Annotated in this window: 9 protein-coding genes; 6 read left to right on the top strand and 3 right to left on the bottom strand. The window is 71.1% G+C overall.

The window, feature by feature from the left end:
- Positions 1 to 42 precede the first annotated feature (42 nt).
- A complete protein-coding gene (polA, locus tag OHA64_RS12060) occupies positions 43 to 2,769 on the top strand; it encodes a DNA polymerase I (RefSeq protein WP_405612014.1) in 2,727 nt (908 codons plus the stop codon).
- 444 nt (positions 2,770 to 3,213) lie between these two features.
- Here the strand turns inward: polA and OHA64_RS12055 are convergent, their stop codons facing one another.
- Positions 3,214 to 4,068 (bottom strand): DUF4184 family protein, encoded by an 855-nt coding sequence (locus OHA64_RS12055; protein ID WP_405612012.1) that lies wholly within the window; start codon positions 4,066 to 4,068, stop codon positions 3,214 to 3,216.
- A gap of 396 nt (positions 4,069 to 4,464) precedes the next feature.
- Here OHA64_RS12055 and OHA64_RS12050 point away from each other — a divergent pair, with 396 nt between their 5' ends.
- From OHA64_RS12050 to OHA64_RS12040, 3 genes are all read left to right on the top strand, one after another.
- Entirely contained in the window at positions 4,465 to 6,237 is a 1,773-nt protein-coding gene (locus OHA64_RS12050; RefSeq protein WP_405612010.1) for a lytic transglycosylase domain-containing protein, read from the top strand.
- Positions 6,238 to 6,374: 137 nt separating this feature from the next.
- A complete protein-coding gene (locus OHA64_RS12045) occupies positions 6,375 to 6,509 on the top strand; it encodes an SPW_0924 family protein (RefSeq protein WP_405612008.1) in 135 nt (44 codons plus the stop codon).
- 21 nt (positions 6,510 to 6,530) lie between these two features.
- The gene (locus OHA64_RS12040) at positions 6,531 to 7,526 is read left to right on the top strand and encodes a DUF3068 domain-containing protein (RefSeq protein WP_405612006.1); all 996 of its coding nucleotides are present in this window, start codon (positions 6,531 to 6,533) and stop codon (positions 7,524 to 7,526) included.
- Here OHA64_RS12040 and hrpB read toward each other — a convergent pair.
- Complete coding sequence (gene hrpB, locus OHA64_RS12035) at positions 7,516 to 10,161, bottom strand: ATP-dependent helicase HrpB (RefSeq protein WP_405612004.1); 2,646 nt, start codon at positions 10,159 to 10,161, stop codon at positions 7,516 to 7,518. The genes OHA64_RS12040 and hrpB overlap by 11 nt on opposite strands.
- A gap of 80 nt (positions 10,162 to 10,241) precedes the next feature.
- A complete protein-coding gene (locus OHA64_RS12030) occupies positions 10,242 to 11,111 on the bottom strand; it encodes a class I SAM-dependent methyltransferase (RefSeq protein WP_405612002.1) in 870 nt (289 codons plus the stop codon).
- A 319-nt stretch (positions 11,112 to 11,430) separates the two neighbouring features.
- Between OHA64_RS12030 and rpsA the strand changes: the two genes are divergently transcribed.
- Positions 11,431 to 12,948: a 30S ribosomal protein S1 gene (rpsA, locus tag OHA64_RS12025; protein ID WP_405612000.1), complete on the top strand. Its 1,518-nt coding sequence runs from the start codon at positions 11,431 to 11,433 to the stop codon at positions 12,946 to 12,948.
- Positions 12,949 to 13,272: 324 nt separating this feature from the next.
- Positions 13,273 to 14,211, top strand: coding sequence for a PAC2 family protein (locus tag OHA64_RS12020; protein WP_356766967.1), 939 nt, complete (start codon positions 13,273 to 13,275; stop codon positions 14,209 to 14,211).
- The last annotated feature ends 22 nt before the right edge of the window (positions 14,212 to 14,233 follow it).

Genomic DNA, 14,233 nt, shown 5'->3' with positions numbered 1-14,233 from the left:
GGGCGGGCCGCACTGTCAGTGGCACGTGGCAGGATCGGGGTCGTGGCAGAAACAGCATCGAAGAAGACCGACAAGACCGCCGACGGCGCGCGCCCCCGCCTGATGCTCATGGACGGGCACTCGCTGGCCTACCGTGCGTTCTTCGCGCTGCCCGCGGAGAACTTCACGACCGCGACGGGCCAGCCGACGAACGCGATCTACGGCTTCGCGTCGATGCTGGCCAACACTTTGCGTGACGAGGCGCCCACTCACTTCGCGGTGGCGTTCGACGTCTCCCGCAAGACCTGGCGCTCCGAGGAGTTCACGGAGTACAAGGCGAACCGCTCCAAGACCCCGGACGAGTTCAAGGGGCAGGTCGAGCTGATCGGTGAACTGCTCGACGCGATGCACGCGCAGCGCTTCGCCGTCGACGGCTTCGAGGCGGACGACATCATCGCCACTCTCGCCACGCAGGCCGAGGCCGAGGGTTTCGAGGTGCTGATCGTCACCGGCGACCGTGACTCCTTCCAACTGGTCAGCGAGCACACGACCGTGCTGTATCCGACGAAGGGCGTCTCGGAGCTGACCCGGTTCACTCCGGAGAAGGTCTTCGAGAAGTACGGGTTGACGCCCGCGCAGTACCCCGACTTCGCGGCCCTGCGCGGCGACCCGTCCGACAACCTGCCGGGCATCCCGGGCGTCGGCGAGAAGACGGCCGCGAAGTGGATCAACCAGTTCGGTTCCTTCGCGGAGCTGGTCGAGCGCGTGGAGGAGGTCAAGGGCAAGGCCGGGCAGAACCTCCGCGAGCACCTCGAGGCCGTCAAGCTGAACCGGCGGCTGACCGAGATGGTCCGTACCGTCGAGCTGCCCAGGACGGTCCCCGACCTGGAGCGCGCTCCGTACGACCGCAAGGCGGTCGCGGTGGTCCTGGACACCCTGGAGATCCGCAACCCGTCGTTGCGTGAACGGCTGCTCGCCGTCGACCCCGGCGCCGAGGAGGCCGAGTCGACGCCGGTCGTCGAGAGCGGTGTGGAGCTCGACGGCTCGGTGCTCGGCACCGGTGAGCTGGCTCCGTGGCTCACCGAGCACTCAGGCGAGGTCCTCGGTGTGGCCACCGTCGACACCTGGGCGCTGGGCACCGGTTCGGTGGCCGAGGTGGCGCTCGCCGCGGCCGGGGGAGCGGCGGCGTGGTTCGACCCGTCCCAGCTGGACGAGGCCGACGAGACGGCGTTCGCCGCGTGGCTCGCCGACGCCGGCCGGCCCAAGGTCTTCCACAACGTCAAGGGCGCGATGCGGGTCTTCGCCGAACACGGCTGGACGATCGCGGGCGTCGGCATGGACACGGCACTCGCCGCCTACCTGGTCAAGCCGGGCCGCCGCTCCTTCGACCTGGACGCGCTGTCCCTGGAGTACCTGCACCGTGAGCTGGCCCCCGCCGCCGCGGCCGACGGCCAGCTCACCTTCGGCGCGGACGACGGTGCCGAGGCGGAGGCCCTGATGATCCAGGCCCGTGCCGTCCTCGACCTGGGTGAGGCCTTCGAGGCCCGCCTCGAGGAGGTCGGCGCGGCGGGCCTCCTGCGTGACGTGGAGCTGCCCACTTCCGTGCTGTTGGCCCGGCTGGAGCGGCACGGCATCGCCGCCGACCGGGCCCACCTGGAGGCCATGGAGCAGATGTTCGCGGGTGCCGTGCAGCAGGCCGTGAAGGAGGCGCACGCGGCGGCCGGTCACGAGTTCAACCTGGGCTCGCCCAAGCAGCTCCAGGAGGTGCTCTTCGGTGAACTGGGACTGCCGAAGACGAAGAAGACCAAGACGGGCTACACCACCGACGCCGACGCGCTGGCCTGGCTGGCCGCCCAGACCGACAACGAACTGCCGGTGATAATGCTCCGGCATCGCGAGCAGGCGAAGCTGCGCGTCACCGTCGAGGGCCTGATCAAGGCGATCGCGGCGGACGGTCGTATCCACACCACCTTCAACCAGACGGTTGCCGCGACCGGCCGCCTGTCGTCCACCGACCCGAACCTGCAGAACATCCCGGTCCGCACGGACGAGGGCCGGGCGATCCGCCGTGGCTTCGTCGTCGGCGAGGGCTTCGAGTCGCTGATGACCGCCGACTACAGCCAGATCGAACTGCGGGTGATGGCCCACCTCTCCGAGGACGCGGGCCTGATCGAGGCGTTCACCTCCGGCGAGGACCTGCACACCACGGCCGCCGCGCAGGTCTTCGCGGTCGAGCCGACCGCGGTCGACGCGGAGATGCGGCGCAAGATCAAGGCGATGTCGTACGGACTGGCGTACGGCCTGTCGGCGTTCGGCCTCTCCCAGCAGCTGAACATCGAGGCGGCGGAGGCCCGTGCCCTGATGGACGCGTACTTCGAGCGGTTCGGCGGGGTACGGGACTATCTGCGCAGGGCGGTCGACGAGGCGCGGGCGACGGGTTACACGGCGACACTCTTCGGGCGCCGCCGCTACCTCCCCGACCTCAACAGCGACAACCGCCAGCGGCGTGAGGCGGCTGAGCGGATGGCCCTCAACGCCCCCATCCAGGGCACCGCGGCGGACATCGTCAAGATCGCCATGCTGAACGTGGACAAGGCCCTGCGCGAGGCCGGCCTCAAGTCCCGGATGCTCCTCCAGGTCCACGACGAAATCGTCCTGGAGATCGCCCCGGGCGAAGGGGCGGCCACGGAGGAACTGGTCCGCCGGGAAATGGCGGCCGCTGTCGAGCTCACCGTCCCTCTGGGCGTGTCGGTGGGCGCCGGCGCCGACTGGGAATCGGCGGCCCACTAGGGCCCGGAGAGTCGCGGAACCGAGCAGGGGGCCGGCGGCAATCGGCCCCCGGCGCGCGGGTGCGACGGGGCCCGTCCTGGGCGCGGGTTGCCGGGTCCGGGCTCGGTCGTGTGCAGGGAGGCAGCGGCCTCGCGTACGCCGTCCCACGGCAGCCGGGAGGCCGCGGCCTTGCGCACGTCGTCCCACGGCAGCGTGGGCTGGGGCGCAGCCAGGCCCGGTCGTGTGCCGGGCCCCGGACGGGTGTTGGGGTGCGTGTCGGACGGGTCGTGGGGCGTGCGTCGGCCCGGGACTTGGGTCGTGCGTCGGCCGGGGGCTTGGGGCGTGCGCGTCGGCCGGTGCAGGGCTCGTCCCCGTTGCGCCTCGGCACTGTCGTACGCCGTTGCCCTGACCCCGGCCTGCCGCCACGGTCAGGACCCTTGCCCGCTTCCACGGTGTTCACCGCCGTCAGCGAGCGGACCTGCTCCGCTCTCCGGCCGCTGTTCCCGGATCGTGAGCGACCCGGACCGGGCGCCACACCCTGACTCCCACGGCGTACAGCAGCAGGCCGAGGACGAGCCCCGCGCCCGCTCCGAAGCACAGCGTCGGAATCACTTCCCAGGGCTTCGCCGTGGACCCCCAGTAGTCCCACCAGCGCGTCAGCCGCTGCGCCGCCGCGACCACCGCACAGCCGCCGATCACGGCACCGGCCCACCAGCGGTCCCGTACCGACAGAGCCGCGACCCCCACCACCGGGGCCGTACCGGACGACTGCCGCAGCGCGTGCACCACGAACACGGCGATGACGACGGCGGCGACCGCCGAGCCGCCGTACTGCAGATACCAGTACAAGGGGGAGCCCGCCACCTCCCGTCCCAGGACGGGGAACAGCCGCATCCCCCACCGGTCGAGATGCGTGAACGCGTCCCACACCACATGGGTCAGCGCGCCGAGCGCGGCGGAGACGTACCACCACAGCACCGCGGACCGCCCCACCCGCGCGCGTGGCGCCCCGCAGCGCAGAAGCTCCGCCACGCGGCTCTGCCGTGCCCGTGGCAGCAGTGCCACCAGTGGTTCACGCACCAGCAGCCACAGCCCGACCAACGCCCAGGCGAGCAGCACGTCGATCGTGAAGACGCCGGGGAACGAGTGGGTCACCTCGCCGAACTCCATGGCCCCGGACACCGCACTCGCCGCGTAATAGGTCAAGTCGGGCGCGAAGGAACCCGCCACCAGTACGGCCGGTACCAGTGACCCGCGGCCGCTCCCGTCGCCGCGTACGGCGGGCAGGACGGCCGCCGCGTGGCTCAAAGTGAACGGCAACTGGGCTCCTCGCGGCAGACGTTGGCAGGGGCGGGTGGGCCCGGTGATCAGCGAAGCCAAGTATGCGGGACATGGCGCGCAGGCAACGGGGCGCCACCGCACGTGGCCAACTGGTGAAAGTCGGGCACGAACGGGTGCCCGCGGAAAGGAAGTTGTCGTAGGGTCGCCTGGGTCGCCGCGTCGGCGCGCGGCCGAACACGCGGACAAAGCACGCAAAAGCGGAACGAGGGCAACCCGCACCACGGGCCGTTCGTCACAACAGATCGAGAGCAACTGTCGACAACGGCTTTTGACAACGGCTTTTGACAACAGCTTTTGAGAACGACTGACGGCAACGACGTGGCGATACCGGCAGACGAAGACGGGCGCTCGGCGTCCACGGGAGGGGCTCACTCTATGGCGGCGCAATTCGGCAGGAGGCTGCGCAAGGGGGCGGCAACCACCGCCGTGGCCGCGGCCGCGGTCGCGGCTCTGTCCGCCTCTCAGGCCCCGGGGGTGACGGCCGGCGACCAGGGCAGACCAGCCACCACCGGCGCGGAGACCGCACCCGACGCGACCGCCGACGACGGCGCGACCGGTAACTCGCCCTACTACACGGACCTGCCGCCGCTCAACAGCCCGAACCCCTCGCCGACCGTCGGCACGCCCGCCCCCCAGGACACCACCGCCGGCGTTCCCGCGACCGTCCTCGACGCCTACAAGAAGGCCGCCGCCGAACTGCGGGGGTCCAAGCCCGGCTGCAACCTGCCCTGGGAGCTCCTCGCCGCCATCGGCCAGGTCGAGTCGGGCCAGGCCCGCGGCGGCAAGGTCGGGGCGGACGGCACTACGCTCAAGCCGATCCTCGGACCGCAGCTCGACGGCAACGGCTTCGCGCTGATCAAGGACACCGACAACGGTGCCTTCGACGGCAACAGCGCCTACGACCAGGCCGTCGGCCCCATGCAGTTCATCCCGTCCACCTGGGCGTGGGCGGGCCGCGACGGCAACGACGACGGCACGAAGGACCCCAACAACGTCTACGACGCGGCGCTCGCGGCCGGCCACTACCTGTGCCGCTTCGGCTGGGACCTGTCCACCGACGCCGACCTCGACAGCGCGGTCCTCAGCTACAACCACTCGCAGGACTACCTGAACACGGTCCGCACGTGGCTGGAGTACTACCGCAAGGGCACCCACGAGATCCCGGACGGCACGGGCACCGTTCCCGGCAACCGCAGCGACGGCCGCAGCGAGTCGACCCCCGAGTGGTCCCCGCCGGCCTCGGGCGAGCCGACCAGGCCCGGCAACAGGCCCGGTGGCGGCACTCAGAGCCCCACGCCGCCCGCGACGACGCCGCCGGCCACGACGCCGCCGGCCACGACGCCGCCGGCCACGACGCCGCCGTCCACACCGCCCACCACCCCCCCGACCCCCACCGACACGGTGGACCACCTGGAGGACGCGGGCACCGCCAAGCTCACCGCGGCCGCCGGTGACGCGTTCACCCAGAAGATCAGCACCCGTGCCGAGACCAAGCTCGGCGTAGCCGTGGCCAAGGTCCGCGTCCGCTTCAGTGTCGTCGGCGACACCGACACCACCTTCACCGGCGGCGAGAGCGTCGCCACGGTCGTCACCAACAACACCGGCGTGGCCGTGGCGCCCGCGCTGAAGGCGGGCGAGAAGACGGGGGACTTCACCGTCCGCGCCACCGTCGTCGGCCGCACCATCAGTGCCCTCGACTACAAGGCCACCGTCACCGAGCGCACCGCGGACACCCTCACCCGCACCAGCGACACCGCGCTGACCTGCACCCCGGGCGGCGAGTTCGCCGACCAGGTCGAGGTGAAGGCCACCTACAAGGGCAAGGTCGCCGACCAGGTCGCGGCCACCGCCACCCTGATCAAGTCGGCTCTCGACCCCACCGAGAACGACAAGGGCCCCTACTTCAAGGACGCGGACGGCAAGACCGTACGCACCCTCACGGGCCTTGAGACGGACAAGGACGGCCTGCTGAAACTGCCGAAGCTGTACGCCGACGACACCGCCGGCACGTACATGCTCCGCATCACCACCCCGGGCGGCGCGGCGATCAACGTCCCGCTCACCGTCGCGGCGGCCGAGACGTCCTCACCGAGCCCGTCCCCGTCCGCAAGCGGTTCGGACAGCGCATCGGCCAGTCCCAGCGCGTAGCGTCTACGACCCTCACGGCGGCGCCCCTCTTCGGACGGGCGCCGCCGTTGTGTGTGCGCGGTGTTCTCATCTCACCCGCCCGTTGCTACGGTGCCGGACCTGACGATGCATCAGTTCCAGCTCGCCCGGAGGCAGGCATGCGCGCACTGATCGCCGCCGCGACCGGCCTCGCCGTCGCGCTCGCCCTGGTCCTGACCATCACGGCCATGGGTTCCCCGACCGGGAAAACGTCCCCGAAACCGATGCTGACGACGGTGCCCGCACGCCCGTAACGCCCCGGGAGGGAGACCGAGATGCGCCGTAAGACCAGTCTCGTCCTGCTCGCCCTCGCCGTGTTCTTCGCGGCGCTGTCCCCGCTGCTGCGCTGGTACGCCTTCCCGCGCCTGGCCAAGATCCCGGCGAACCAGTACCAGGAGATGGTGCTGGAGGCGAAGGACGCGACCCTCCTCGACTACAACGACGGAATGAAGGAGAAGAAGGTCCCCAAGGTCACCATCGTGCAGACGCTCAAGGGCAACGTGGAGGCCTCCGAGCGGATCGAGCAGACCGCGGGCAAGGACGTCGTCGTCTGGGACGGCCTCTCTTATGTCCAGGGTCCCGACGGCAAGATGGTTTCCAAGATCACCGAGCGGTACATCTTCGACGCCCACAGCCAGGAACCCGTCCACGCCACCGGCGAGATGGTCGACGGCGACCCGGTGAAACGCGAGGGCATCGAGTTCAAGTGGCCGTTCCTGACCGAGAAACGGGACTACGAGTACTTCGACGCGCAGGCCCGCGTCACGTCGCCCATCCACTACCGGGGCACCCAGGACTTCCGGGGCGTCGAGGTCTACTACTTCGAGCAGACCATCCCCTGGACCAAGGTGGCGTTCCCCAAGGTCATGCCCGTCGCGGGCATCACCCCCGAGACGGTTGCCAAGACCGGCACCACCCGCTGGTACACCACGGTCCGCAAGTTCTGGGTCGAGCCGCTGACCGGCGCCCCCGTCTACGGCGAGGAGATCCACAAGGAGGAACTGCGCGGCGGCACCCTGCTGGGCGGCCGGGAGAAGGTGACGGCGTTCGCCGGCCACGTGAAGATGCGCGAGGACTACATCGAAAGCACCGTCGACCTGGTCAAGTCCAACCGCACCCTCGTCCTGCTGCTGACCTCGTACCTGCCCTGGGGCTTCCTCGCCCTGGGCGTCCTGCTGCTGTCGCTGTCGCTGTATCTGGAGGCCCGCGGCCGACGTCCGGGCGACCCGGCCCCGGCCGAGACGACCGAACCGGAGCCGGTCACCGCCTGAGCCGGGCGTTGGTGTGCCGCGTCGGCTCGGCGGCGGCCGGGTCCTCGGGCCACGGATGCTTCGGATACCGGCCGCGCAACTCCGCCCGTACGCCCTTGTAGCCGTCCTTCCAGAAGGACGCGAGGTCGGCCGTGACGGCGGCGGGCCGTCCGGCGGGGGACAGCAGGTGCACGAGCAACGGCATCCCCGAGACCCGGGGCGACTCCTGCAGCCCGAACATCTCCTGCACCTTCACGGCCAGCACGGGCTGTGCGGGATCCCCGTAGTCGACCCGGATCCTGGACCCGCTCGGTACGGCGATCCGCTCGGGTGCGAGCTCGTCGAGCCGGGCGGCGTCACCGGAGGACCAGGGGAGCAGCCGCGCGAGCCCCGCACCGGCGTCGATCCGCGCGAGGTCGGCGCGCCGCCGGGCCCGGCCCAGTTCGGGCTCCAGCCACTCGTCCACGCGCGCGTGCAGCGCCTCGTCGGACATGTCGGGCCACGGCTCCCCGAGGCGCAGCCGCAGAAAGGCCAGCCGCTGCCGCAGGGCGACCGCCTCGGCCGACCACCGCAACAGGCCGAGCCCTTCGAGCCGCAGCCCCTCAAGAAGCGCCTTCCGTACGAGTCCGGCATCGGCGTTGCGCAGCGGACGCACCGTCAGCTCGACGGCCCCCAGCCGCTCCACCCGCCGCGCGACGACATCCCCGTCGGCCCAGTGCACCTCGTCCCGCACGTCGGCCAGTGAGCCCGCCGCCAGCCGGGCCACGCCCTCGTCCACGGCGGCCCCGAGCCGCACGCGCGCGTGCCCCTTGCCGACGGGCCGGTCGGCGACCGCTACGGCGATCCAGGGGGCGCCGCGCAGGGCGGTGCCCTCGCCGGCCTCGGCGCGGGTGCCGGAGACCATGAGGTAGGAAGCGCCGTCGGCCTTGGCGACCCGCTCCGGGAACGCCAGCGCGGCGACGAACCCGACAAGACCGTCCTCCCCGGCGTTCATCGGTGGATCCACCGGAAGACGAACCCGGTGGGGCGGGGCGAACCTCGAGGCGCTCGTAGTTCCCTGAGCTCCTGTGGCTTCCCTGGCGTGCCTCGTCTCCGGAGCGTCTGCGGCTTCTTCGGCTTCCATGGGTTTCGTAGCCCCCGTGGCCTTCGTGGCTTCAGAGGCGAGGGCACGCAGCCGTCGGACCTCCGCACGCCACCGCCCTCCGTAGGCGTCGCCTCCACGCCGCGCGGACCGCACGGCGGCCGCCAGGTCGTCCCCGTACTCGCGAGGTGGCTCCTCGCTCAGCAACGCGACCACCTCGGACGCTCGTTCCACCCCCACCACCTCGGCCGAGTCCAGCAACGCGCGCCCCAACCGGGGATGCAGCCCCAGCCGTGCCAGCCGAAGGCCCCGCTCCGTGGCCCGCCCGGCGGAGTCGACCGCTCCGATCGCCGTCAACACGCCCCGCGCCGCCGTCATCGCCCCGCCCGGAGGCGGATCCAGCAGCGCCAGCCCGGAAGCGTCCGGGTCCCCCCAGCACGCCGACTGTAGGGCGAACGCCGTCAGATCGGCCACCTTGATCTCCGGGGAAGGGAAGCGCGGCAACCTCCCGTCCTCCGCCTCGGCCCAGCACCGGTACACCGCCCCCGGCGCCTCACGCCCGGCCCGCCCCGCCCGCTGCCGCCCCGCCGCCTGCGACGCCCGCACCGTCGTCAGCGCGCTCAGCCCGCGCGCGTGATCGACCCGCGGCTCCCGCGCCAACCCCGAGTCGACGACCACCCGCACCCCGGGAACCGTCAGCGAGGACTCGGCCACCGAGGTCGCGAGGACCACCCGACGCCGCGGAGCGGGAGCCAGCACCGCGTCCTGTACGGCCGCCGGCGCCCGCCCGTGCACCTGGAGCACGTCGACCGCACCGAGACCACCCAGCTGCCCGGCGACCCGCGCGATCTCGCCCACCCCGGGAAGGAAACACAGCACGTCCCCCTCCCGCTCGGCCAGCGCCCGCCGCACCACCGACGCCACATGCGTCAGCAGCGCAGGATCGACCCGCATGCCGTGCGGCGGCCGCACCGGACGCACCGGCGCGGCCCACACCACCTCCACCGGATACGAGACACCGGCGGCCTCGACCACCGGCGCCCCGCCCAGCAGCCGCGCCCAGCCGTCCGCGTCGGTCGTCGCGGACGCGGCCACCAGCCGCAGCTCCGGCCGCAGCGTCTCGCGCACGTCCCACAGGAACGCCGCCGCCGTGTCCGCGTCCAGATGCCGCTCATGGCACTCGTCCAGCACCACCACGTCGACACCGGCCAGCTCCGGGTCCCGCTGCACCCGCTGCAGCAGCACCCCCGTCGTGACGACCTCCACGCGCGTGCGGCGCCCGACGACCCGCTCCCCGCGCACGGTGAACCCGACGCTGTCGCCGACCTTCTCGCCCAGCAGCCACGCCATCCGTCGCGCCGCCGCCCGCGCCGCGATCCGGCGGGGCTCGGCCACGACCACCCGCCGCGCGGACCCCTCGCCCAGCAGCCCCGCCAGGGCCAGCGGCACCAGCGTCGTCTTGCCGGTACCGGGCGGCGCGACGAGCACGGCGGTGCCGTGCCCCTCAAGGGCGTCGTTCAGGCCGGGCAGGGCCCCACGTACGGGGAGGGCGTCCAGAGCGTCGTAACGGATCACGCCCCCAGTGTCGTACGCCCGTGAAAAGTCTCCCCACGCGCGCGTGCGTTCCGTCCCCTCCTACGCGCGCACGCGGGCGCTCAGTCCCGCTCGCAGACGAAGATCGCGGTCCCGGGGATCAGGTTCCCGCGCAGCGGTGACCAGCCGCCCCACTCGGACGTGTTCCAGGCCGGCCACTCCGGCTCGACCAGGTCGACGAGGCGGAAGCCCCCGGCCACCACGTCCCGCACCCGGTCGCCGATCGTCCGGTGGTGCTCGACGTACACCGCGTTCCCTTCCTCGTCCTGCTCGACGTAGGGAGTGCGGTCGAAGTACGAGGAGGCGACCGACAGCCCCTCGGGGCCCGGCTCGTCCGGGAACGCCCAGCGGATCGGGTGGGTCACCGAGAAGACGAAGCGGCCGCCGGGACGCAGCACCCGGCGCACCTCCGTCAGGACCAGCACCGGGTCGGCGACGAACGGCAGCGCCCCGTACGCCGAGCACGCCAGATCGAAGGAGCCGTCCGCGAAGGGCAGCGCGCCCGCGTCGGCGCACACCAGAGGAAAGGAGCCGCCGATGCGCAGCGCGTGCTGGAGCTGGCGGTGGGAGAGGTCCAGGGCGACCGGACGGGCGCCCTGGGCGGCCAGCCAGCGCGCGCACTGGGCCGCGCCGGCGCCGATCTCCAGGACGTCCCGGCCCTTGAGTTCCTCCGGCGGACCGAGCAGCTCGGCCTCCACCTCGTCGAGGCCCTCGGGACACCACACGAAACGGTCGTCCCCGAGGAACGTGCCGTGGTCGACCTGGTACTCGTCCGCGTTGCGGTCCCACCAGCCCCGGTTGGCCCGGGAACTCTCCGTGACACCGGCCGTGCGCCGGGTGGCTTCCGGCTCGGACGCTTCGGGCTCTTGGATGATCGGCTCCCTCGTATTAATGTGCGGGCCCGCCCGCCCCGGCTGTCGCGGTGACGCCACGACTGGGACGTCATCGGGCCCGCGTGGCCTCGTGAGACAGGATTTGTGCCGGGTATGCGGCGATCCGCCCCGGGTGTGCGCCTTCGCGCATTGACCCTGTCCGGCTGCCCCCGTATGCTACAAGTTGCGCTGCGAGCTTGCGCTCCTCAGACGTAGCAGGCTGCGCTCGCATCTGTTGTATGTCCCCTCGGTTGTCGAGGCGCCGCCAGAGTTTTCTGGTGTGGCGCTTCCTAGGCTGTCCGGCTTCTTCAGAGCGAAACGGGCTCCCGGCGTAAGCAGTACCTACGACTTCAATGTCCGTACCGGAGCCCTTTCCCACATGACGAGCAGCACCGAGACCACCGCAACGACCCCGCAGGTTGCGGTCAACGACATCGGTAACGAGGAAGCCTTCCTCGCCGCGATCGACGAGACGATCAAGTACTTCAACGACGGCGACATCGTCGACGGCGTCATCGTGAAGGTCGACCGGGACGAGGTCCTGCTCGACATCGGTTACAAGACCGAAGGTGTTATCCCGAGCCGCGAGCTCTCGATCAAGCACGACGTCGACCCGAACGAGGTCGTCGCCGTCGGTGACGAGATCGAGGCCCTTGTTCTCCAGAAGGAGGACAAGGAAGGCCGCCTGATCCTCTCGAAGAAGCGCGCCCAGTACGAGCGCGCCTGGGGCACCATCGAGAAGATCAAGGAAGAGGACGGGATCGTCACCGGTACCGTCATCGAGGTCGTCAAGGGTGGTCTCATCCTCGACATCGGCCTCCGTGGCTTCCTCCCGGCCTCCCTGGTCGAGATGCGCCGCGTTCGCGACCTCCAGCCCTACGTGGGCAAGGAGCTCGAGGCGAAGATCATCGAGCTGGACAAGAACCGCAACAACGTGGTCCTGTCCCGCCGTGCCTGGCTGGAGCAGACCCAGTCCGAGGTCCGCCAGACGTTCCTCACGACCCTCCAGAAGGGTCAGGTCCGCTCCGGTGTGGTCTCCTCGATCGTCAACTTCGGTGCCTTCGTGGACCTGGGTGGCGTCGACGGTCTGGTCCACGTCTCCGAGCTGTCCTGGAAGCACATCGACCACCCCTCCGAGGTTGTCGAGGTCGGCCAGGAAGTCACCGTCGAGGTCCTCGACGTGGACATGGACCGCGAGCGCGTCTCCCTGTCGCTGAAGGCGACCCAGGAAGACCCGTGGCAGCAGTTCGCCCGCACCCACCAGATCGGCCAGGTCGTGCCCGGCAAGGTCACGAAGCTGGTTCCGTTCGGTGCGTTCGTCCGCGTGGACGAGGGCATCGAGGGTCTGGTCCACATCTCCGAGCTGGCCGAGCGCCACGTGGAGATCCCGGAGCAGGTCGTCCAGGTCAACGACGAGATCTTCGTCAAGGTCATCGACATCGACCTCGAGCGTCGTCGCATCAGCCTCTCGCTGAAGCAGGCCAACGAGGCCTTTGGTGCCGACCCGTCCACGGTCGACTTCGACCCGACGCTGTACGGCATGGCCGCGTCGTACGACGACCAGGGCAACTACATCTACCCCGAGGGCTTCGACCCCGAGACCAACGACTGGCTCGAGGGCTTCGAGTCCCAGCGTGAGGTGTGGGAGACCCAGTACGCCGAGGCGCAGACGCGCTTCGAGCAGCACCAGGCGCAGGTCATCAAGTCCCGTGAGGCGGACGAGAAGGCCGCTGCCGAGGGTGGCGGCGAAGCCGCGGCTCCGGCGGCGTCCGGCTCCGGTGGCGGCGGCGGCGGTGGCGGTTCGTACTCCTCCGAGGGTGCCGACACGTCCGGCGCGCTGGCCTCGGACGAGGCGCTTGCCGCGCTGCGCGAGAAGCTGGCCGGCGGCCAGAGCTGAACGCTCTCCGCTGGGATTGACCGGTAACTGAAGGGCCGCACCTTTCGAGGTGCGGCCCTTCAGCGTTGCCCGGGGCGGGCTCGTCGTGCGGCCCTCGCGGGGTAGTTCAGGAGCAGGTCAGGAGCAGGTCTGGCACGGCGCGAGTTCGTCGTGCCGGCCGTGGTCGGCGGGGGCTTGTCGCCCGGTTCCCCGCGCGGCTCGGGGAGTTGGCCTCGCCCTCGTCTCATGAAAACCCGGTCCGAGGTGCCTGATCAGGGCCTCGGACGGGAATGCCCATGTCCTGCGCCGCGTTGTTGAGTACGAACACGAGGAGGAGCGGTCACAGTGCTTGATCCGCAGGGTTTGTACGCATGGGAGCCGAAGGGCCTCGCCGTCGTAGACATGGCGCTCGCCCAGGAGTCGGCCGGACTAGTCATGCTCTACCACTTCGACGGCTACATCGACGCGGGCGAGACCGGCGACCAGATCGTCGACCGGCTCCTCGACTCGCTGCCCCACCAGGTCGTCGCCCGCTTCGACCACGACCGGCTCGTGGACTACCGCGCACGCCGCCCGCTGCTGACGTTCAAGCGCGACAGCTGGGCCGAGTACGAGGAGCCCACCATCGACGTGCGGCTCGTCCAGGACGCCACCGGTGCGCCCTTCCTGCTGCTGTCCGGGCCAGAGCCGGACGTGGAGTGGGAACGCTTCGCCGCGGCCGTCCAGCAGATCGTGGAGCGGCTCGGCGTCCGCCTGTCGGTGAACTTCCACGGCATCCCCATGGGCGTCCCGCACACCCGCCCGGTGGGCCTCACCCCGCACGGCAACCGCACGGAGCTCGTCCCCGGCCACCGCAGCCCCTTCGAGGAGGCGCAGGTGCCAGGCAGCGCCGAGGCCCTGGTCGAATACCGCCTCATGGAGGCCGGCCACGACGTCCTGGGTGTCGCCGCGCACGTCCCGCACTACATCGCCCGCTCCCCGTACCCGGACGCGGCGCTGACCGTCCTGGAGGCCATCACGGCGGGAACCGGTCTGGTCCTTCCGGGCATCGCGCACGCCCTGCGCACGGACGCGCACCGCACGCAGACCGAGATCGACCGCCAGGTCCAGGAGGGCGACGAGGAACTCGTCGCGCTCGTCCAGGGCCTTGAGCACCAGTACGACGCCGCCGCCGGCGCCGAGTCCCGCGGCAACATGCTCGCCGAACCCGTGGAGATCCCCTCGGCGGACGAGATCGGCCTCGAGTTCGAGAAGTTCCTGGCGGAGCGGGAGGGCGACGGCTGAACCGGGCCGAGGCCCAAGGGGT

This window comes from Streptomyces sp. NBC_00076 (assembly GCF_045041235.1).
In the GTDB taxonomy this organism is placed as follows: Bacteria; Actinomycetota; Actinomycetes; order Streptomycetales; family Streptomycetaceae; genus Streptomyces.
The sequence above is the reverse complement of the archived record's forward strand: the minus strand, read 5'-3'. Positions and strand labels throughout refer to the sequence as shown.

Excerpts from the sequence above, each read along its gene's own strand:
- OHA64_RS12050 (WP_405612010.1), top strand. The coding sequence starts at position 4,465 with ATGGCGGCGCAATTCGGCAGGAGGCTGCGCAAGGGGGCGGCAACCACC.
- OHA64_RS12045 (WP_405612008.1), top strand. The coding sequence starts at position 6,375 with ATGCGCGCACTGATCGCCGCCGCGACCGGCCTCGCCGTCGCGCTCGCC.
- OHA64_RS12040 (WP_405612006.1), top strand. The coding sequence starts at position 6,531 with ATGCGCCGTAAGACCAGTCTCGTCCTGCTCGCCCTCGCCGTGTTCTTC.
- rpsA (WP_405612000.1), top strand. The coding sequence starts at position 11,431 with ATGACGAGCAGCACCGAGACCACCGCAACGACCCCGCAGGTTGCGGTC.